This window comes from Escherichia sp. E2562, from assembly GCF_005781075.1.
Lineage (GTDB): Bacteria > Pseudomonadota > Gammaproteobacteria > Enterobacterales > Enterobacteriaceae > Escherichia.
The window spans coordinates 13,131-34,399 of the sequence record NZ_VATM01000011.1 but is presented as its reverse complement, the minus strand read 5'-3'; the positions used below and the strand labels follow the sequence as shown (position 1 = coordinate 34,399).

Genomic DNA, 21,269 nt, shown 5'->3' with positions numbered 1-21,269 from the left:
CGAGTATAACCACATCTGTTAAACCAATGCCGCTTTATCTATCCCCAGCCGCTTCATCCGTGACAGCAGAGTGGTGCGTTTTAACCCCAGACGTTGTGCAGCGCCTTTTGGCCCGGCAACCACGCCATTAGTCTCTTTTAATACGCGGACAATCAGTTGATATTCATCCTCGCCTTCCTGGGCGACGACCGTCGCGGCCGGTGGTGTTTCAGGTTCTGACAGAGGGATATCGGGTAAAGAGAGTTGTAGAACGTTACCTCGTGTCAGCAACACCGCGCGCTCAATGACGTTTTCCAGTTCGCGCACGTTACCTGGCCATTCCATATTGCTCAATGCGCGTAGAGTCTCGGCAGGAATGCTGTCAATATTACGACCCAGGCGGCGGGCAATTTTAAATGTAAAGGCTTTAGCCAGCAGCGGAATATCTTCCGGGCGCTCGCGCAGCGGCGGCAGATGAATCGGGAAGACGTTCAGGCGGTAGTAGAGATCGCTACGGAACTCGCGGTCGGCGACCATTTTTTTCAGATCGCGGTTAGTCGCGGCGATTAAACGCACGTCCGTCTGAATGATTTTATTGCTCCCGAGGCGTTCAAACTCCTGTTCCTGCAATACGCGCAGCAACTTCGGCTGTAACTCCAGCGGCATATCGCCCACTTCATCGAGGAACAGCGAGCTTTTATCCGCCAGTTCAAAACGACCAATGCGCTGAGCGCTGGCACCAGTAAAGGCACCACGCTCATGACCAAACAGGTCACTTTCCAGTAATCCCGCAGGCATGGCGGCGCAGTTCATCTTCACCATTCGCCGACCATTGCGGTTGCTAAGATTGTGGATCGCGCGGGCAATCAGTTCCTTACCCGTCCCCGTTTCACCGAGAATGAGTACGGTACTGTCGCTTTGCGCTACCATCTCAACCTGCTTGAGCACGCTATACATGGCTTCGCTGCGACCAATAATCTCGCCAAATTCGCTATCCACATTATTGAGCTGTTCGGTCAGAGCAAGGTTTTCGTCAACCAGGCGCTCTTTCAGACGGTGGATTTCCTGATAGGCGAGGGCGTTATCCACGGCAATCGCCACACGTTCCGCAATCTGGCGCAGCAAACTCAGGTTAGTGGTGGTAAAGGTTTTCTCTTCGCACTGCGCCAGTTTCAGCACGCCCAGCATGGTGTTGCCAGACATCAACGGTAGCAGGCACAGCGTCTGGATCTGGTTGCCCCAGGTGTCGAACAACATGCGTTCGTAGGGGGCTAAATCGTCTCGCTCGTGGAGATTAAGCAGCAGCATCTCTTTGCTTTTAAATACGCGCTCGGTGAGGGTTCCGGCCTCATCAACTTCACTTTGTTCGTGAGTGGGATGCTGTTTATCGAGATAGTGAGTGGAGTAAACGTTGAGTTTGTTTTTGCGGTGGCTGCGTAAAACGATACTGATATCGTCGATATCGAAGTAGTAGTGGATTTCTTTAGCCACTTCGCTGACCAGCTCGTCCATGTCCAGGCGAGAAAGTACCGCGTTGGTGATGGCAACCAGGATGCGGAAGTTATCCCGTTCCCGGCATAGCAGTTCGTAGTCGACATTGTTGATGACGCGGCTCTGAATTTGCTCGCTGACAACAGAAACAATCTGCGTAAATGTTTGCAGTCGATTGAACTCTTTTTCGCTCCACGGGCGATCGTCATAACGAATAAATTCACAACCGCCAAAAATATGTCCTTCCGCGGCCTGCGGCATCAGGCAATAGTGACCAAATTTGGGGTATAGCCCACTCGTAGCCAGTTGCGGCCAGGTGTCACAAAATTCTTCGTAGCTGCAGTGCAGTGTGTCAGGGCGCGATAAAATGCTGCGCACCGGACCATGTGCCAGAATGGTTTCGTCTTCGTATTTAATGGGATTGTCTTTGTCACGCGACGCGTAATAAGTCGCACGTTGAGTCTGCGCTTGCCACAACACAATAGCTGCGTTGTCGGCGAGCGCAGAACGCTTTACCAGTTGCGAAAGAGCCTCACACAGCGAGGCCAGATCGGGCTGCTGCAATAGTGTCCGAGTGATGTCGAACAACCCTTGTTGCCCGAGATCACTCATCGGTGTATACGACATGTTGTTCTTCCAGGAAAGCACCGCTAAGCGGTGCAAAAGGTAAATGACAAATTCCAGGGGCTAGATTTTTATTAGCATATACGAGGTAGCGGTTCGGCGTGTGGTAGGTCGAGAGTTCGTTTCACGCCATAAAGTCCAGCGAGACGAACACCTTTACGCTCAACCACTTCGCCAATTAATGCTGCATCTTGTCCCAGTGGGTGGGAACGCAGCGCCGCCAGCACTTGCTCTGCCGCGTTACGCTCTACAGCAATCACCAGCTTACCTTCGTTGGCAAAGTTAAGGGCATCAAGACCCAGCAGCTCGCAAACGCCACGCACGGCAGGTTTAACCGGCAGCGCTGCTTCTGAAAGTTCAATACCGCAACCGCAGGCTGCCGCGAACTCATGAACTACCGCGTTCACTCCACCACGGGTAGCATCGCGCAGCGCTTTCACGCCGGGAATGTCGCGCAGCGTCTGAATCAGTGGCGTCAGTACCGCGCAGTCGCTGACCAGTTCGCCGTCCAGCCCCAGCTGCTCGCGCAGGTTAAGGATAGTCGCCCCGTGGTCGCCGAGCGTACCGCTAACCAGCAACACATCGCCTGCGGTTAGCGTCTGTGCTCCCCAGTGAATATTCGCCGGAATTGCGCCCATGCCTGCGGTGTTGATAAACAGTTTATCTGCCGCCCCACGCTGTACCACTTTAGTATCGCCAGTGACGATGGCGATGCCTGCCGCGCGGGCGGTTTCTGCCATGCTGGTAACCACGGCTTTCAGCGTCTCCATCGGCAATCCTTCTTCGAGGATAAATCCACAGGAGAGATAGCGCGGAATAGCGCCGCTGACCGCAACGTCATTGGCCGTGCCGCAAATCGCCAGCTTGCCGATATTACCGCCAGGGAAGAACAGCGGGTCGATGACGTAGCTGTCAGTGGAGAAGGCAAGACGATCGCCTTCTGCCATTAATTGCGCCAGGTCAAGACGTGCCTGATCTTCCTGTTCTGCCAGCCACGGATTGGCAAAGGCTTCCATAAACAGGCTGTTGATTAATTGCTGCATCGCCTGGCCGCCGCTGCCGTGGGCGAGTTGGATATTGTTCACACTTCACTCTCCTGCTGACGATACTGATACCATGCGGCACATGCTCCTTCGGAGGAAACCATAAGTGCGCCGAACGCGGTTTGAGGATTACAGGTGTTACCAAACAGCGGGCATTGATGCGGCTTACATTTGCCGGTCAATACTTCACCACAACGTGCGCGCGGGTCATCGCAAACCTGCTGCGGTGCTGGGCGGAAATGTGCTTCGGCATCGAATCGTTGATAATCCGGCGTCAGGTGCACACCAGACGATTCAATCACGCCTAAGCCGCGCCATTCGCTGTCGCCATTGACGCAGAAGACGTCAGCAATCGCCTGTTGTGCCAGCAAATTACCCGCATCTGGCACCACTCGCCGGTACTGATTCTCTACCTTGCTGTGGGCCGCTATTTTCTGCTCTACCAGCATCACCACGCCTTGCAGTAGATCAAGAGGTTCGAAACCAGCGACCACCAGAGGACGATGAAAATCGCTGGCGATAAAATTATAGGCGTCGGTGCCAATTACCATACTGACGTGGCCCGGCGCGAGGAACGCGTCGATGCCATTGTCCGGCTGTTCCAGCAAACTGCGCAGCGTGGGGATCAGCGTAATGTGCTGGCAGAAGAAGTAAAAATTCTGCACATCGCGGGCTTTTGCCTGTTGCAGAGTGATGGCAGTGGTCGGCATGGTGGTTTCAAACCCTAAGCCGAAGAACACCACTTTACGAGTTGGGTTCTCCTGCGCCAGTTTCAACGCATCCATTGGCGAGTAGACGATGCGCACATCAGCACCGCGTGCTTTTGCCTGCAACAACGACCCCTGTTTCCCCGGTACGCGCATGGCGTCGCCAAAGGTACAGAAGATGACTTCCGGATGGCTGGCAATCTCCACGCAGGTGTCGATTCTGCCCATCGGCAGAACGCACACCGGGCAACCAGGTCCGTGGATAAACTCAACGTTTTCCGGCAGTAACTGGTCGAGGCCGAATTTAAAGATGGCGTGGGTATGACCGCCGCACACTTCCATAATCCGCAGAGGGCGTTCGGCGGTGTATGAAAGATGTGAAGCACGTTCGCGCAGATGCTCAATTAACTGCATCACCTGTTCCGGCGCGCGATATTCATCAACAAAACGCATTATTTTTCCTCGCCATACAACAGCGCACCGACATCCGGCTCAACATCAAACATATTTTGTAAGGCGTCGAGAGTGTCACGCGCTTCGGCTTCATTAATTACGCTCATGGCAAAGCCAACGTGAACCAGTACCCACTGGCCCACGCGTGGCTGACCGTTTTCATCGCAGCTGCCGACTAGCGTTAAATCAACATCGCGCTGAATGCCGCAGACGTCGACTTTCGCCAGGTTGCCGTCAATGGTGCGAATCTGGCCAGGAACGCCTATGCACATCGCTGTGCCTCCAGCCAGTTCAGCCACTGGTCCATCCCTTCGCCGCTGGTGGCGGAAATAAGGATGATTTCAATTTCTGGATTCACTTCGCGGGCGCAGGCGATGCACTTCTCAACGTCAAAGTTGAGATACGGCAGCAAGTCAACTTTGTTGAGCAGCATCAGTGAGGCGGCGGCAAACATATGTGGATATTTCAGCGGTTTGTCTTCACCTTCGGTAACGGAAAGCACCGCCACTTTGTGTTTTTCACCGAGATCGAAGCTGGCCGGGCATACCAGGTTGCCAACGTTTTCGATAAACAGAATACCGTTATCGTCCAGTGGCAGGCGCGGTGCGGCATCAGCGATCATCTGTGCATCGAGATGGCAGCCTTTACCGGTATTCACCTGAATAGCTGGTGTGCCGGTAGCGCGAATGCGGGCTGCATCGTTCACGGTTTGCTGGTCGCCTTCAATCACCGCACACGGAACGCTATCTTTCAGGCGTATTAAAGTTTCCGTCAGCAGGGTGGTTTTACCGGAACCAGGGCTGGAAACCAGGTTGAGTACCAACTGATTGCGGGCAGCAAAGCGCGCGCGGTTGCGTTCAGCCAGACGGTTGTTTTTGTCCAGCACGTCAATTTCGACTTCCAGCATCCGACGCTGGCTCATACCCGGTGCATGAGTGCCAGCTTCGCCGTGACCATAATGCAGGTCGCCTTCTTCGGTCTGGCTCGGGGTAAATTCAGGCGCTTTAATGCCGGTGATTTTCATCTTCGGCCGTGCCGCCGGGGCAAATGGCGCGCTACGAAACGCGGAATGAGGGTTATGTTCATCACCCTCGATATACAGGTTGCCTTCACCGCAACCGCATGTTGTACACATCGCTCACTCCTGGTCTATTTCTATCCGCCGAATCTGTAAACCGTCGTCTGCCACAATGCGCAGCATGTCGCCATGACACTGTGGACAGCGGCGGACGCGCTGGGTCAGTAGCGTTACATACTGCTGGCATGTTTCACACCAGCACTCGGCCTCTTGTTCTTCGAGGTGCAGTTTACAACCTTCTGCCACGCTGCCGCGGCAAACCAGATCAAAACAAAAGGCAAGAGAGCTGGTTTCGACACAAGAAAATGCGCCAATTTTGAGCCAGACCGCAGTTACGCGTTTTGCGCCGTGCTGTATGGCCTGCTGTTCGATCAATTCCAGTGCCCGCTGGCAGAGGGTTATTTCGTGCATATCGCCTCCCATTAACTGTTGCCCGTGACAAGCAATAATTATGCCAGTGTTGATTATCCCTGATGTGAACAATGTCGATGATGTCGAAATGACACGTCGTCATGGCGTCGAAAGTCGGCTGTATTATGAAAAGTATATAAATAACAATGAATTAAAAATTGGCACAAAAAATGCTTAAGGCTGGCATCTCTGTTAAACGGGTAACCTGACAATGACTATTTGGGAAATAAGCGAGAAAGCCGATTACATCGCACAGCGGCATCGTCGCCTACAGGACCAGTGGCATATCTACTGCAATTCGCTGGTTCAGGGGATCACGTTATCAAAAGCGCGTCTGCACCACGCCATGAGTTGCGCGCCAGATAAAGAACTCTGTTTCGTACTTTTTGAACATTTTCGCATTTACGTCACCCTGGCGGATGGTTTTAACAGCCACACCATCGAGTACTACGTCGAAACGAAAGACGGCGAAGACAAGCAGCTGATTGCACAGGCTCAGTTAAGCATTGACGGCATGATTGATGGCAAGGTCAACATCCGCAATCGCGAACAGGTTCTGGAACACTATCTCGAAAAAATCGCTGGTGTTTACGACAACTTATACACCGCCATTGAGAACAATACGCCGGTGAATTTAAGCCAACTGGTAAAGGGACAAAGCTCAGCAGCATGAGCTGAGGCTTTGTCCGGTTTGCAGGCATCATGCCTGTTTGGGGATGGGCGTGTCGATGAGTGTCGAAAATGACATTTCATCGGCATGTTTTCGTCAAAAATGACAATCACCTGAGGAATGCCCGGTGAATCGTTTTGTAATTGCTGACTCCACGCTCTGTATCGGCTGCCACACCTGTGAGGCCGCCTGTTCAGAGACGCATCGCCAGCACGGCCTGCAATCAATGCCGCGCCTGAGAGTGATGCTAAATGAAAAAGAATCTGCGCCGCAGCTCTGTCACCACTGTGAAGATGCGCCCTGTGCGGTGGTCTGCCCGGTTAATGCTATCACTCGTGTTGATGGGGCCGTGCAGCTGAATGAAAGCCTGTGCGTAAGCTGCAAACTGTGCGGCATTGCCTGTCCGTTCGGCGCAATCGAATTTTCCGGCAGCCGTCCGCTGGATATTCCTGCAAATGCCAATACCCCGAAAGCGCCACCGGCACCGCCTGCTCCGGCGCGTGTCAGCACGCTGCTTGACTGGGTGCCAGGTATTCGCGCGATCGCCGTCAAATGTGACCTTTGTAGCTTTGATGAACAAGGTCCGGCCTGCGTGCGGATGTGCCCGACCAAAGCCCTGCACCTGGTGGATAACACCGATATCGCCCGCGTTAGCAAACGTAAGCGTGAGCTGACCTTTAACACGGACTTTGGCGATCTCACCTTGTTTCAGCAGGCTCAAAGTGGAGAGGCTAAATGAGCGCAATTTCCCTGATCAATAGCGGCGTGGCGTGGTTTGCCGCCGCCGCTGTTCTGGCATTTCTCTTTTCTTTTCATAAGGCACTAAGCGGCTGGATTGCCGGAATTGGCGGCGCGGTTGGTAGCCTGTACACCGCAGCGGCAGGTTTCACCGTGCTGACTGGCGCGGTTGGCGTGAGCGGTGCGCTGTCACTGATAAGCTACGATGTGCAAATCTCTCCGCTTAACGCGATTTGGCTGATTACGCTCGGCCTGTGCGGTCTGTTTGTCAACCTCTACAACATTGACTGGCATCGCCACGCGCAGGTGAAGTGCAACGGCTTGCAGATCAATATGTTGATGGCTGCGGCCGTCTGTGCCGTCATCGCCAGCAACCTGGGCATGTTAGTCGTGATGGCAGAAATCATGGCCCTGTGCGCGGTGTTCCTCACCAGCAACAGTAAAGAGGGCAAACTGTGGTTTGCGCTGGGGCGTCTTGGTACTTTGCTGCTGGCGATTGCCTGCTGGCTGGTCTGGCAGCGTTACGGCACGCTGGATCTGCGCCTGCTGGATATGCGTGTGCAGCAACTGCCGCTCGGTTCCGATATCTGGCTGCTCGGTGTGATTGGCTTTGGCCTGTTGGCCGGGATTATTCCTCTGCACGGCTGGGTGCCGCAGGCACATGCTAACGCCTCTGCGCCAGCTGCCGCGCTGTTTTCTACGGTGGTGATGAAAATTGGCCTGCTGGGCATTTTAACCCTGTCGCTGCTGGGTGGTAACGCGCCGCTGTGGTGGGGGATCGCGCTGCTGGTGCTCGGCATGATCACCGCGTTCGTCGGCGGTCTGTATGCGTTGATGGAGCACAACATCCAGCGTCTGCTGGCTTACCACACCCTGGAAAATATCGGCATTATCCTGCTGGGGCTGGGCGCTGGCGTAACGGGTATCGCGCTTGAACAACCGGCGCTGATTGCCCTTGGTCTGGTCGGTGGTCTGTACCATCTGCTTAACCATAGCCTGTTCAAAAGCGTACTGTTCCTCGGGGCCGGGAGCGTCTGGTTCCGTACCGGTCATCGCGATATCGAAAAACTCGGTGGTATTGGCAAGAAAATGCCGGTTATCTCCATCGCTATGTTAGTCGGACTGATGGCAATGGCTGCGCTGCCGCCGCTGAACGGTTTTGCCGGGGAATGGGTTATCTATCAATCCTTCTTCAAACTGAGCAATAGTGGCGCGTTTGTTGCCCGTCTGCTGGGGCCGCTGCTCGCTGTGGGTCTGGCAATTACCGGTGCGCTGGCGGTGATGTGTATGGCGAAAGTCTATGGCGTCACGTTCCTTGGTGCGCCGCGTACCAAAGAAGCCGAAAACGCCACCTGTGCGCCGCTCCTGATGAGCGTCAGCGTGGTGGCACTGGCGATTTGCTGCGTAATTGGCGGTGTTGCTGCGCCGTGGCTGCTGCCGATGCTGTCGGCTGCTGTACCTCTGCCGCTGGAACCCGCCAACACCACCGTTTCTCAACCGATGATCACACTGCTGCTGATTGCCTGCCCGCTGCTGCCATTCATCATCATGGCGATTTGCAAAGGCGACCGTCTGCCGTCACGTTCCCGTGGCGCGGCCTGGGTGTGCGGCTACGACCACGAAAAATCAATGGTGATTACCGCTCACGGTTTTGCCATGCCGGTTAAACAGGCGTTTGCGCCAGTGCTGAAACTGCGCAAATGGCTGAATCCGGTGTCGCTGGTGCCGGGCTGGCAGTGCGAAGGTAGTGCGTTGCTGTTCCGCCGGATGGCGCTGGTTGAACTGGCGGTACTGGTGGTGATTATTGTTTCACGAGGAGCCTGAGAATGAGTGTTTTATATCCGTTAATTCAGGCGCTGGTGTTATTTGCCGTTGCGCCGCTGCTCTCCGGTATAACCCGCGTGGCGCGCGCCCGTCTGCATAACCGTCGCGGGCCGGGCGTGTTGCAGGAGTATCGCGACATTATCAAACTGCTGGGCCGCCAGAGCGTTGGCCCGGATGCCTCCGGCTGGGTGTTCCGCCTGACGCCGTATGTGATGGTGGGTGTCATGCTGACTATCGCTACTGCGCTGCCGGTAGTAACCGTTGGTTCTCCGCTGCCGCAACTGGCTGATTTGATCACCTTACTGTATCTCTTCGCCATCGCGCGTTTCTTCTTTGCCATTTCCGGTCTGGATACCGGTAGCCCGTTTACCGCTATCGGCGCGAGCCGTGAAGCGATGCTTGGCGTGCTGGTCGAACCGATGCTGCTGCTTGGTCTGTGGGTCGCCGCGCAGGTTGCTGGTTCCACCAATATCAGCAACATCACCGACACCGTTTATCACTGGCCGCTGAGCCAGAGCATCCCGCTGGTGCTGGCGCTTTGTGCCTGTGCATTCGCCACTTTTATCGAAATGGGCAAACTGCCGTTCGACCTGGCGGAAGCCGAGCAGGAGTTGCAGGAAGGCCCGCTCTCTGAATACAGCGGTAGCGGTTTTGGCGTAATGAAATGGGGTATCAGCCTGAAACAGCTGGTGGTGTTGCAGATGTTCGTCGGGGTGTTTATTCCGTGGGGACAAATGGAAACCTTCACCGCTGGTGGGCTGCTGCTGGCGCTGGTGATTGCCATCGTCAAACTGGTGGTCGGCGTACTGGTTATCGCGCTATTCGAAAACAGCATGGCCCGTCTGCGTCTTGATATTACTCCGCGCATTACCTGGGCTGGTTTTGGTTTTGCATTTTTAGCGTTCGTCTCCTTGCTGGCGGCGTGATTAAAGAGAGTTTGAGCATGTCTGAAGAAAAATTAGGTCAACATTATCTCGCCGCGCTGAATGAGGCATTTCCGGGCGTCGTGCTGGACCACGCCTGGCAGACCAAAGATCAGCTGACTGTCACCGTGAAGGTGAACTATCTGCCGGAAGTGGTGGAGTTCCTCTACTACAAACAGGGCGGCTGGCTGTCGGTGCTGTTTGGTAACGACGAACGCAAACTGAACGGTCATTACGCCGTTTACTACGTGCTGTCGATGGAGAAAGGCACCAAGTGTTGGGTAACCGTGCGCGTTGAAGTTGACGCCAACAAACCGGAGTATCCGTCCGTGACGCCACGCGTTCCGGCGGCGGTGTGGGGCGAGCGCGAAGTGCGCGATATGTACGGTTTGATTCCGGTTGGTTTGCCGGATGAACGTCGTCTGGTGCTGCCGGATGACTGGCCGGATGAACTCTACCCGCTGCGTAAAGACAGCATGGATTATCGTCAACGTCCGGCACCGACCACCGATGCTGAAACCTACGAGTTCATCAACGAACTGGGCGACAAGAAAAACAATGTCGTGCCGATTGGTCCGCTGCACGTCACTTCTGACGAACCGGGTCACTTCCGTCTGTTCGTCGATGGCGAAAACATTATCGACGCCGACTACCGCCTGTTCTATGTCCATCGCGGCATGGAAAAACTGGCGGAAACCCGCATGGGTTACAACGAAGTGACCTTCCTCTCTGACCGTGTGTGCGGGATCTGCGGCTTCGCCCACAGCACCGCCTACACCACGTCAGTGGAAAACGCGATGGGTATTCAGGTGCCAGAACGCGCGCAGATGATCCGCGCCATTCTGCTGGAGGTGGAACGCCTGCACTCGCACCTGCTGAACCTCGGCCTGGCCTGCCACTTCACTGGCTTTGACTCCGGTTTTATGCAGTTCTTCCGCGTGCGTGAAACCTCAATGAAAATGGCGGAGATCCTTACCGGTGCGCGTAAAACTTACGGCCTGAACCTGATCGGCGGGATTCGTCGCGATCTGCTGAAAGATGACATGATCCAGACCCGTCAACTGGCACAGCAGATGCGTCGTGAAGTGCAGGAGCTGGTGGATGTGCTGCTGAGCACTCCGAACATGGAACAGCGCACCGTTGGCATTGGTCGTCTGGACCCGGAAATTGCCCGCGATTTCAGTAACGTTGGCCCGATGGTCCGCGCCAGCGGTCACGCCCGCGATACCCGTGCCGATCACCCGTTTGTTGGTTATGGCCTGCTGCCAATGGAAGTCCACAGCGAGCAGGGCTGCGACGTTATTTCCCGTCTGAAGGTGCGTATCAACGAAGTCTATACCGCGCTGAACATGATCGACTACGGTCTGGATAACCTACCGGGCGGCCCGCTGATGGTGGAAGGCTTTACCTACATTCCGCACCGTTTCGCGCTGGGCTTTGCCGAAGCGCCGCGCGGCGATGATATCCACTGGAGCATGACCGGTGACAACCAGAAGCTGTACCGCTGGCGCTGCCGTGCCGCGACCTACGCGAACTGGCCGACCCTGCGCTACATGCTGCGTGGCAACACTGTTTCCGATGCGCCGCTGATTATCGGTAGCCTGGACCCTTGCTACTCCTGTACCGACCGCATGACCGTGGTCGATGTGCGTAAGAAGAAGAGCAAAGTGGTGCCGTATAAAGAACTCGAGCGCTACAGCATTGAGCGTAAAAACTCGCCGCTGAAATAAGGAATCGCCATGTTTACCTTTATCAAAAAAGTTATCAAAACCGGCACGGCGACCTCGTCTTATCCGCTGGAGCCGATTGCGGTTGATAAAAACTTCCGTGGTAAGCCAGAGCAGAACCCGCAGCAGTGCATCGGCTGCGCGGCCTGCGTCAATGCCTGCCCGTCAAACGCCTTAACGGTTGAAACTGACCTCGCCACCGGTGAGCTGGCCTGGGAGTTCAATCTTGGCCGCTGCATCTTCTGTGGACGCTGCGAAGAAGTCTGCCCGACGGCGGCGATCAAACTGTCGCAAGAGTACGAACTGGCGGTGTGGAAGAAAGAAGATTTCCTGCAACAGTCCCGCTTCGCGCTGTGCAACTGCCGCGTCTGCAATCGTCCTTTCGCCGTTCAGAAAGAGATCGACTACGCCATTGCGCTGCTTAAGCACAACGGCGACAGCCGCGCGGAAAACCACCGCGAAAGCTTTGAGACTTGCCCGGAATGTAAGCGCCAGAAATGCCTGGTGCCGTCCGACCGTATTGAACTGACTCGCCATATGAAAGAGGCCATCTGATGAGCAATTTATTAGGCCCCCGTGACGCCAACGGCATTCCGGTCCCGATGACGGTGGATGAGTCCATCGCCAGCATGAAGGCGTCGTTACTGAAAAAAATCAAACGTTCTGCCTACGTTTACCGCGTGGACTGCGGCGGCTGCAACGGCTGCGAAATCGAAATTTTCGCCACGCTTTCGCCACTTTTCGATGCAGAACGCTTCGGCATTAAAGTCGTTCCGTCACCGCGTCATGCGGATATTTTACTGTTTACCGGCGCGGTCACCCGTGCAATGCGATCCCCTGCGCTACGTGCGTGGCAGTCCGCGCCGGACCCGAAAATCTGTATCTCCTACGGTGCCTGCGGCAACAGCGGCGGCATTTTCCACGATCTTTACTGCGTGTGGGGCGGTACGGATAAAATCGTCCCGGTGGATGTTTATATCCCTGGCTGCCCGCCAACACCAGCCGCCACGCTGTACGGCTTTGCAATGGCACTCGGCCTGCTGGAGCAGAAAATTCACGCCCGTGGCCCGGGTGAGCAGGATGAACAACCGGCGGAGATCCTGCATGGCGATATGGTGCAGCCGCTGCGTGTGAAAGTGGATCGCGAAGCACGCCGCCTGGCAGGTTACCGTTACGGTCGCCAGATTGCCGATGATTTCCTGACACAGTTAGGGCAGGGTGAAGAGCAGGTTGCACGCTGGCTGGAAGCGGAAAACGATCCGCGTCTGAACGAGATTGTCAGCCATCTGAATCATGTTGTTGAAGAGGCGCGTATCCGATGAGTGAAAAGGTGGTGTTCAGTCAACTGAGCCGTAAATTTATTGATGAGAACGATGCCACGCCCGCAGAGGCGCAGCAGGTGGTCTATTACAGCCTGGCGATTGGTCACCACCTTGGGGTTATCGATTGCCTGGAAGCGGCGCTCACCTGCCCGTGGGATGAATATCTGGCATGGATTGCTACTCTGGAAGCGGGCAGCGAAGCCCGCCGCAAAATGGAAGGCGTGCCGAAATATGGTGAGATCGTCATCGACATTAACCATGTGCCGATGCTGGCCAACGCATTCGATAAAGCCCGGGCAGCGCAAACTTCGCAGCAGAAGGAATGGAGTACAATGCTGTTAAGTATGCTGCACGATATTCATCAGGAAAACGCCATCTATTTGATGGTGAGGAGATTGCGTGACTGACGTTTTACTCTGTGTTGGCAATAGCATGATGGGCGATGATGGCGCAGGTCCGCTGCTGGCGGAAAAGTGCGCCGCCGTGCCGAAAGGTAACTGGGTGGTGATTGACGGCGGTAGCGCACCGGAAAACGACATTGTCGCCATCCGCGAACTGCGCCCGACACGACTGCTGATTGTCGACGCCACTGATATGGGACTAAACCCCGGCGAGATCCGCATCATCGACCCAGATGACATCGCCGAGATGTTTATGATGACTACCCATAACATGCCGCTGAACTATCTTATCGACCAGTTGAAAGAAGACATTGGCGAAGTGATTTTCCTCGGCATCCAGCCGGATATCGTCGGCTTTTACTACCCGATGACCCAACCGATTAAAGATGCGGTTGAAACCGTTTATCAACGACTGGAAGGCTGGGAAGGGAACGGCGGATTTACGCAGTTAGCGGTGGAAGAAGAGTAGTTTTTCAGTAAGGAATCAGGACAGGGATGTTCTTGATGAGGGAATCAGAACTGATAGCAAACGCCAGATTGCCCGATGCGCTGTGCTTATCGGGCCTTCCTGGTTCGTGCGACACGTAGGCCGGATAAGGCGTTCACGCCGCATCCGGCACTGTTACTTACTCTAAATCTTCACCGTTACTGGCAATCACTTTTTTATACCACCAGAACGATTTCTTACGCGTGCGCGCCAGCGTACCGTTGCCTGCGTCGTCACGGTCTACGTAGACAAAACCGTAGCGTTTGCTCATTTCACCCGTTGAGGCGGAAACCAAATCAATACAGCCCCAGGTGGTGTAGCCCATCAGCGGAATGCCGTCTGCAATCGCTTCGCCCATTGCGCGGATATGTTCGCGTAAATAGCTGATGCGATAGTCATCGTTAATCTCACCATTGGCAGCAAATTCATCTTTTGCGCCGAGGCCGTTTTCCACCAGAAACAGCGGCTTCTGATAACGGTCGTACATCATATTCATGGTGATACGCAGACCGAGTGGATCAATACCCCAGCCCCAGTCGCTTACCTGTAGATACGGGTTACGCAGCGATTTCACCACGTTCGCCGCACTGCTGTTGTTGGCGTTCATTTCCGCCGAGGCGCAGCGCGAGGCGTAATAGCTGAAGGAGACAAAATCGACGGTGTTTTTCAGGATCTCATCATCGCCCGGTGCTTTGTCGATGGTTACCCCTTTTTCGCGGAATACGCGGGCAGAGTAAGCCGGATACGCGCCCCGCGCCTGCACATCAATAAAAAACAGGTTTTCCCGGTCTTTCTCCAGCGCCGCCCAGACATCTTCCGGCTTGCAGCTGTAAGGGTAAAAGTTGCCGCCCGCCAGCATACAGCCCACCTGATTTTGCGGGTTAACCTCATGGGCGATTTTGGTGGCTAACGCACTGGCAACCAGCTGGTGGTGCGCGGCCTGATATTTCACCTGATCCTGATTTTCACCTTCTTCAAACACCAGACCCGCGCCGGAAAACGGGCTATGCAACATAATGTTGATTTCATTGAAGGTGAGCCAGTATTTCACCAGGCCATCAAAGGCTTCAAAGCAGGTTCTGGCGTAGCGGCTGAAAAACTCCACCAGCTTGCGGTTACGCCAGGAGCCATATTCGGTGACCAGATGCATCGGCACATCGAAGTGGCACAACGTGACCAGCGGTTCGATGCCGTACTTTTTACACTCTTCAAAGACCGAACGATAAAAAGCAATGCCCTGCTGGTTGGGCGTCAGTTCATCGCCCTGCGGAAAGAGGCGGCTCCAGGCAATCGAAGTACGGAAAACCTTGAATCCCATCTCTGCCATCAGAGCGATATCTTCTTTATAACGATGATAAAAATCCGTCGCCTCATGGCTGGGATAAAACTCGTCATTGCGTAACTGAAAACGTTTTTCCAGCCCCAGTTTTACCGCCATTCGATGCTCGCCGTGTGGGATCATATCGACCGTGGTCAGCCCTTTGCCACCTTTACGGTACGCACCTTCAGACTGGTTGGCGGCAAGCGCGCCGCCCCATAAAAAACCTTCTGGAAATACTGACATTTTCATCCTCAATTAAGACTTACTTCTTTGGCGACGGTTGGTTGTGCGCCCTGATGCTTTCGCGCCTCGGCAGCCGCTTCCTCAACAGGAATATCCTCAAAGCCGAGCAACAGTGTGAGGATAAACGACAGCACAACCGCCAGCGCCATGACGGCGAACACCCAGACGATGCTCATTGGATTCGCCGGATCGAAGAACTGCACGCTGGTAAATAACCCCGGCGCTGCCATTGAGTGGCTGGCAAGCCCCGCCATACCGGCAACCGCCCCGCAAATAAAACCGCTGATAAGACTGGCGATAAGCGGACGTTTCAGGCGGATCGCCACGCCGTATAACGCCGGTTCGGAAATCCCCGCCATAATGGCTGATGCCGCTGCAGCCAGCGCCGTCTGGCGCAGTTCCGGGTTTTTCGTTTTCCACGCCACCGCCAGCGATGAACCGCCCAGCGACAGGTTAGCGCCGATCTCGGACGGCATGACCATCCCTTCTTTGCCGGTTTCGGCAATGGTCTGAATGATGGTTGGCGTAAAGACGCGGTGCATCCCGGTCATTACCAGCAGAGGCCACAGCGCGCCCATAATGGCGACTGAAAGCCAGCCCAGATAACCATGAATGGTGTAAACCAGCGCCGAAATGGCGCTACCGATCCAGATACCAATCGGGCCAATTAGCAGGATTGCCAGCGGTGCGGCAATCAACACAATCAGCATCGGCTTGAGGAAGTTTTTGGTCACCGCCGGTGTAATGCTGTCCACCCAGCGTTCGATATATGACAGGCACCAGGTCATCACCAGCGCCGGGATCACCGTGTAGGTATATTTCACCGCGGTGACCGGAATCAGGGCAAATTCGACATGTTCACCCTGGGCCGCTTTCGCCATCAGTTCAATAAAACTCGGATGTACCAGCACACCCGCGATGGCAATCGCCAGCGACATATTGGTTTTAAATTTGATGGCGGCCGAAGCCGCGACCATCAGCGGCAGGAAGAAGAAAGCACCGTCACCAATCACATTCAGAATGGTTAAGATCGGCGATCCTTTTGTCAGCACGCCGCTCATCTCGAGGATCATCGCCAGCAGTTTGACCATCGATCCGCCGATAATCGCCGGGATCAGCGGTGACATGGTGCCGATCAGCGCATCAAGGATCCCCGCACCAATGCGACGTAGCGTGAGTTTAGGTTTACCCACGGGCTGTGCGGGCTGCATATCTCCCGGCAGCAGACTGACGACTTCCTGAAAGGCTTGCGAAACGGTATTGCCGATAATTACCTGACACTGGTTGTCACTACGTACCACGCCGAGTACGCCGGGGATGGTTTTTAACGTCGGGCTGTCGATAAGCTGGTCATCTTTGATAACAAAGCGCAAACGCGTCATACAGTGCGTGACTGCCGAGATGTTATCAACGCCGCCCAGTGCCGCTATCACCGAGCGTGCCAGCGCCGCATAATTTTTGGCCATCGGATTTTATCCTGTTATCAGTAGGGTAGATGTAGTTGTTATCAGTCGACGGGACGGAAAAATGCCGATGCTGAAACGGAATTAAGAAACCGGTTTCACAAAATCATGAATAGTTGTCAAAAAATAAGCAAGAGAGTTAATTGTTCATTTTTTATATTTGTGAAACCGGTCACCTGAATATTTTTCCCGCCGATTGCGCAAGGACAATCGGCAAACGGTGCAGTACACTGCGTTGATTGCGTGTAAAGGGATGAAAATGATGACGACGATGCTGGAAGTGGCGAAGCGCGCCGGGGTTTCAAAAGCGACCGTTTCCCGCGTGCTTTCAGGTAATGGCTACGTCAGCCAGGAGACTAAAGATCGTGTGTTTCAGGCGGTAGAAGAGAGCGGTTACCGTCCAAACTTGCTGGCGCGCAATCTGTCGGCGAAGAGTACTCAGACGCTGGGGCTGGTAGTGACCAACACGCTTTACCACGGCATTTATTTTAGTGAATTACTGTTTCATGCCGCGCGAATGGCGGAAGAGAAAGGGCGACAGTTGCTATTGGCAGATGGCAAACATAGCGCCGAAGAAGAGCGCCAGGCGATTCAGTATCTGCTGGATCTGCGCTGCGATGCCATCATGATTTACCCGCGTTTTTTAAGCGTGGATGAGATCGATGACATCATTGACGCGCACAGTCAGCCGATAATGGTGCTTAATCGCCGCCTGCGCAAAAACAGCAGCCATAGCGTCTGGTGCGATCATAAACAGACCAGCTTTAACGCCGTGGCAGAGTTGATAAACGCCGGACATCAGGAGATTGCTTTTCTTACCGGCTCGATGGATTCCCCCACCAGCGTTGAACGTCTTGCCGGGTATAAAGACGCGCTGTCGCAGCATGGTATTGCGCTCAATGAAAAACTTATCGCTAACGGTAAATGGACGCCTGCCAGCGGGGCCGAAGGGGTAGAAACGTTGCTCGAACGTGGGGCTAAATTTAGCGCATTAGTTGCCAGTAACGACGATATGGCGATAGGTGCGATGAAAGCGTTACACGAGCGCGGCGTAGCGGTGCCAGAGCAGGTGTCTGTTATCGGATTCGATGATATCGCAATTGCCCCCTACACCGTTCCGGCGCTCTCCAGCGTAAAAATTCCGGTAACAGAGATGATTCAGGAAATTATTGGACGGCTGATTTTTATGCTCGATGGGGGCGCTTACACACCGCCGAAAACCTTCAGCGGAAAACTGATCCGCCGCGACTCACTCATTGCTCTTTCGCGATAAACATTGTCATCACATGTCATCGTCACTAGTGTCGATGACATCGTTTTTCCTGCATTACAGAATTTAATTTCCTTAAATAACAGTAAATTAAAAACTGGCATGATTTGTGAATGTATCGGCGCATTAACTGTCATTGCTGGAGAATTTGATGAACCGTTTCATCATTGCTGACGCGAGTAAATGTATTGGTTGCCGTACTTGTGAAGTGGCGTGCGTGGTTTCTCATCAAGAGAATCAGGACTGTGCATCGCTGACCCCGGAAACTTTTTTACCGCGAATCCATGTCATTAAAGGTGTGAACATTTCCACGGCAACAGTCTGCCGTCAGTGTGAAGATGCACCGTGCGCTAACGTCTGCCCGAATGGTGCTATCAGCCGTGATAAAGGGTTTGTTCATGTGATGCAGGAACGTTGCATTGGTTGCAAAACCTGCGTTGTGGCTTGCCCGTATGGCGCGATGGAAGTGGTGGTACGTCCGGTGATTCGCAACAGCGGTGCGGGGCTGAATGTACGTGCTGACAAAGCCGAAGCCAATAAATGCGACCTGTGCAACCATCGTGAAGACGGCCCGGCGTGTATGGCGGCTTGCCCGACTCATGCGCTGATTTGTGTCGATCGTAATAAACTTGAACAACTGAGCGCAGAAAAACGTCGCCGTACGGCGCTGATGTTCTAAAAATCTTACAGAACTGTTCTGGCATCAAAGGAATTCCCGGAAATATTCGTAGAATACGGAGCGGGCGGTATCGCCGACCTGTGACTGCCGGATGCGACGCTGTCGTGTCCGGCTGGGCGGGTTACGCAATTCATGATGGCGGGAATAACTCAATGGCAAAAAACACATCTTGCGGTGTCCAACTGCGTATTCGTGGCAAAGTGCAGGGCGTCGGTTTTCGTCCGTTTGTCTGGCAGCTGGCACAGCAATTAAATCTTCACGGCGATGTCTGTAATGACGGCGATGGCGTAGAAGTCCGGCTGCTGGAAGACCCGGAAACGTTTCTTGTTCAATTGCATCAGCACTGTCCGCCGCTGGCGCGTATTGATAGCGTCGAGCGTGAGCCGTTTATCTGGTCACAACTGCCCACTGAGTTCACCATCCGCCAGAGCGCGGGCGGCGTCATGAATACGCAAATTGTTCCCGATGCTGCTACTTGCCCTGCCTGTCTTGCCGAAATGAATACCCCATGCGAACGGCGTTATCGTTATCCGTTTATCAACTGTACCCACTGCGGCCCGCGTTTCACCATTATTCGCGCCATGCCTTACGACCGCCCGTTTACTGTGATGGCGGCGTTTCCGCTGTGTCCGGCCTGTGACAAAGAGTACCGTGACCCGCTCGATCGTCGCTTCCACGCCCAGCCGGTGGCCTGCCCGGAGTGTGGCCCGCATCTTGAATGGGTAAGTCATGGTGAACATGAGGAACAAGAGGCGGCATTACAGGCAGCTATCGCACAGTTAAAAATGGGCAACATTGTCGCCATCAAAGGGATTGGCGGATTTCATCTCGCCTGCGATGCACGTAACAGTAACGCGGTGGCGACACTTCGGGCGCGCAAACATCGCCCAGCGAAACCGCTGGCGGTTATGTTGCCAGCGGCAGACGGTTTACCAGACGCTGCCCGCCAGTTGCTCACCACGCCCGCCGCGCCGATTGTGCTGGTGGATAAAAAATACGTTCCTGAGCTTTGTGATGATATCGCCCCTGGCCTTAACGAAGTCGGGGTGATGTTGCCTGCGAATCCGCTCCAGCATTTGCTGTTACAGGAACTGCAATGCCCGCTGGTGATGACCTCCGGCAACCTGAGCGGTAAACCACCGGCTATCAGCAACGAACAGGCGCTGGAGGATTTGCAGGGCATTGCCGACGGATTCTTGATACATAACCGCGACATCGTGCAGCGGATGGATGATTCAGTGGTGCGCGAAAGCGGCGAAATGCTGCGCCGTTCGCGGGGGTATGTGCCGGATGCGCTGGCTTTGCCTCCGGGCTTTAAAAATGTTCCGCCTGTGCTGTGTCTCGGCGCGGATCTGAAAAATACCTTCTGCCTGGTGCGCGGTGAACAAGCGGTGTTGAGTCAGCATCTGGGCGATTTAAGTGACGATGGCATCCAGATGCAGTGGCGCGAAGCGTTACGCCTGATGCAAAACATCTACGATTTTACCCCGCAATACGTTGTGCATGACGCACATCCGGGCTATGTCTCCAGCCAGTGGGCGAGCGAAATGAATCTGTCGACGCAAACGGTGCTGCATCATCATGCCCACGCGGCGGCGTGTCTGGCAGAACATCACTGGCCGCTGGAGGGCGGGGATGTCATTGCTTTGACGCTCGACGGTATCGGTATGGGGGAGAACGGCGCTTTGTGGGGCGGCGAGTGTCTGCGGGTGAACTATCGCGAATGCCAGCACTTGGGCGGCTTGCCTGCAGTGGCGCTTCCGGGGGGCGATTTGGCTGCAAAGCAGCCGTGGCGAAACCTGTTGGCGCAGTGCCTGCGCTTTGTGCCGGAGTGGCAGAATTATCCTGAAACGGCAAGTGTGCAACAGCAAAACTGGAGCGTGCTGGCGCGGGCCATTGAGCGTGGAATTAACGCGCCGCTGGCGTCATCGTGTGGGCGGTTGTTCGATGCCGTAGCGGCGGCACTGGGCTGTGCGCCAGCGACGTTAAGTTATGAAGGTGAAGCGGCTTGTGCTCTGGAGGCTCTCGCAGCTTCGTGCCACGGAGTGACGCATCCGGTGACGATGCCGCTAGTGGATAATCAACTGGATCTCGCCACTTTCTGGCAGCAGTGGCTGAACTGGCAGGCACCGGTTAATCAACGCGCGTGGGCGTTTCATGATGCGCTGGCGCAGGGTTTTGCCGCGTTGATGCGTGAGCAGGCCACGATGCGTGGTATCACTACGCTGGTATTTAGCGGTGGGGTTATTCATAACCGTTTGCTGCGTGCACGTCTGGCGCATTATCTCGCTGATTTCACATTGCTCTTTCCGCAGAGTTTACCGGCGGGTGATGGCGGATTGTCTCTGGGGCAGGGGGTTATTGCTGCGGCTCGTTGGTTAGCGGGTGAAGTCCAGAACGGATAAAACGTGTTGC

At 54.8% G+C, this 21,269-nt stretch carries 20 protein-coding genes; 12 read left to right on the top strand and 8 right to left on the bottom strand.

Annotation, left to right across the window (positions count from 1 at the left end; translation table 11 throughout):
* Positions 1-18 precede the first annotated feature (18 nt).
* From flhA to hypA, 6 genes are all read right to left on the bottom strand, one after another.
* Positions 19-2,097, bottom strand: coding sequence for a formate hydrogenlyase transcriptional activator FlhA (flhA, locus tag FEK43_RS16200; protein ID WP_135407649.1), 2,079 nt, complete (start codon positions 2,095-2,097; stop codon positions 19-21).
* Between the two features lie 71 nt (positions 2,098-2,168).
* The gene (hypE, locus tag FEK43_RS16195; protein ID WP_130207638.1) at positions 2,169-3,179 is read right to left on the bottom strand and encodes a hydrogenase maturation carbamoyl dehydratase HypE; all 1,011 of its coding nucleotides are present in this window, start codon (positions 3,177-3,179) and stop codon (positions 2,169-2,171) included.
* Positions 3,176-4,297, bottom strand: coding sequence for a hydrogenase formation protein HypD (gene hypD / locus FEK43_RS16190; protein ID WP_130207636.1), 1,122 nt, complete (start codon positions 4,295-4,297; stop codon positions 3,176-3,178). Before hypD ends, hypE begins: the two co-directional genes overlap by 4 nt.
* A complete protein-coding gene (hypC, locus tag FEK43_RS16185; RefSeq protein WP_000334874.1) occupies positions 4,297-4,569 on the bottom strand; it encodes a hydrogenase 3 maturation protein HypC in 273 nt (90 codons plus the stop codon). The genes hypD and hypC overlap by 1 nt, the downstream gene beginning before the upstream one ends.
* Entirely contained in the window at positions 4,560-5,432 is an 873-nt protein-coding gene (hypB, locus tag FEK43_RS16180) for a hydrogenase nickel incorporation protein HypB (protein WP_135407647.1), read from the bottom strand. The genes hypC and hypB overlap by 10 nt, the downstream gene beginning before the upstream one ends.
* A 3-nt stretch (positions 5,433-5,435) precedes the next feature.
* The gene (gene hypA, locus FEK43_RS16175; protein WP_130207634.1) at positions 5,436-5,786 is read right to left on the bottom strand and encodes a hydrogenase maturation nickel metallochaperone HypA; all 351 of its coding nucleotides are present in this window, start codon (positions 5,784-5,786) and stop codon (positions 5,436-5,438) included.
* A 211-nt stretch (positions 5,787-5,997) separates the two neighbouring features.
* Between hypA and hycA the strand changes: the two genes are divergently transcribed.
* The 9 genes from hycA (at position 5,998) to hycI (ending at position 13,860) form a co-directional block, all read left to right on the top strand.
* Entirely contained in the window at positions 5,998-6,459 is a 462-nt protein-coding gene (gene hycA, locus FEK43_RS16170; protein ID WP_130207632.1) for a formate hydrogenlyase regulator HycA, read from the top strand.
* A 124-nt stretch (positions 6,460-6,583) separates the two neighbouring features.
* The gene (hycB, locus tag FEK43_RS16165; protein ID WP_001079186.1) at positions 6,584-7,195 is read left to right on the top strand and encodes a formate hydrogenlyase subunit HycB; all 612 of its coding nucleotides are present in this window, start codon (positions 6,584-6,586) and stop codon (positions 7,193-7,195) included.
* Positions 7,192-9,018 carry a formate hydrogenlyase subunit 3 gene (gene hycC, locus FEK43_RS16160; protein ID WP_135407645.1) on the top strand — a complete coding sequence of 609 codons (1,827 nt, stop codon included), beginning with the start codon at positions 7,192-7,194 and terminating at the stop codon, positions 9,016-9,018. The genes hycB and hycC overlap by 4 nt, the downstream gene beginning before the upstream one ends.
* A 2-nt stretch (positions 9,019-9,020) precedes the next feature.
* Positions 9,021-9,944, top strand: coding sequence for a formate hydrogenlyase subunit HycD (gene hycD, locus FEK43_RS16155; RefSeq protein ID WP_130207628.1), 924 nt, complete (start codon positions 9,021-9,023; stop codon positions 9,942-9,944).
* A gap of 17 nt (positions 9,945-9,961) precedes the next feature.
* A complete protein-coding gene (gene hycE, locus FEK43_RS16150) occupies positions 9,962-11,671 on the top strand; it encodes a formate hydrogenlyase subunit HycE (protein WP_001288134.1) in 1,710 nt (569 codons plus the stop codon).
* A 9-nt stretch (positions 11,672-11,680) separates the two neighbouring features.
* Positions 11,681-12,223 (top strand): formate hydrogenlyase subunit HycF, encoded by a 543-nt coding sequence (gene hycF, locus FEK43_RS16145; protein WP_000493785.1) that lies wholly within the window; start codon positions 11,681-11,683, stop codon positions 12,221-12,223.
* Positions 12,223-12,990: a formate hydrogenlyase subunit HycG gene (gene hycG / locus FEK43_RS16140; RefSeq protein WP_000067399.1), complete on the top strand. Its 768-nt coding sequence runs from the start codon at positions 12,223-12,225 to the stop codon at positions 12,988-12,990. The genes hycF and hycG overlap by 1 nt, the downstream gene beginning before the upstream one ends.
* On the top strand, positions 12,987-13,397 hold the full coding sequence (gene hycH, locus FEK43_RS16135) for a formate hydrogenlyase assembly protein HycH (protein WP_001291918.1): 411 nt from the start codon (positions 12,987-12,989) through the stop codon (positions 13,395-13,397). Before hycG ends, hycH begins: the two co-directional genes overlap by 4 nt.
* The gene (gene hycI / locus FEK43_RS16130) at positions 13,390-13,860 is read left to right on the top strand and encodes a hydrogenase maturation peptidase HycI (protein WP_135407643.1); all 471 of its coding nucleotides are present in this window, start codon (positions 13,390-13,392) and stop codon (positions 13,858-13,860) included. Before hycH ends, hycI begins: the two co-directional genes overlap by 8 nt.
* A gap of 157 nt (positions 13,861-14,017) precedes the next feature.
* Here the strand turns inward: hycI and ascB are convergent, their stop codons facing one another.
* Both ascB and ascF read right to left on the bottom strand, forming a co-directional pair.
* Entirely contained in the window at positions 14,018-15,442 is a 1,425-nt protein-coding gene (gene ascB / locus FEK43_RS16125) for a 6-phospho-beta-glucosidase AscB (protein WP_135407641.1), read from the bottom strand.
* Between the two features lie 8 nt (positions 15,443-15,450).
* Positions 15,451-16,908, bottom strand: coding sequence for a PTS cellobiose/arbutin/salicin transporter subunit IIBC (gene ascF, locus FEK43_RS16120; protein WP_135407638.1), 1,458 nt, complete (start codon positions 16,906-16,908; stop codon positions 15,451-15,453).
* A gap of 259 nt (positions 16,909-17,167) precedes the next feature.
* Here ascF and ascG point away from each other — a divergent pair, with 259 nt between their 5' ends.
* The 3 genes from ascG (at position 17,168) to hypF (ending at position 21,259) form a co-directional block, all read left to right on the top strand.
* On the top strand, positions 17,168-18,178 hold the full coding sequence (gene ascG, locus FEK43_RS16115) for a DNA-binding transcriptional regulator AscG (RefSeq protein ID WP_167850487.1): 1,011 nt from the start codon (positions 17,168-17,170) through the stop codon (positions 18,176-18,178).
* 148 nt (positions 18,179-18,326) lie between these two features.
* Positions 18,327-18,854, top strand: a complete 528-nt coding sequence (hydN, locus tag FEK43_RS16110; RefSeq protein ID WP_001078777.1) for an electron transport protein HydN — start codon at positions 18,327-18,329, stop codon at positions 18,852-18,854.
* Between the two features lie 152 nt (positions 18,855-19,006).
* On the top strand, positions 19,007-21,259 hold the full coding sequence (gene hypF, locus FEK43_RS16105; protein WP_135407633.1) for a carbamoyltransferase HypF: 2,253 nt from the start codon (positions 19,007-19,009) through the stop codon (positions 21,257-21,259).
* Positions 21,260-21,269: the final 10 nt, after the last annotated feature.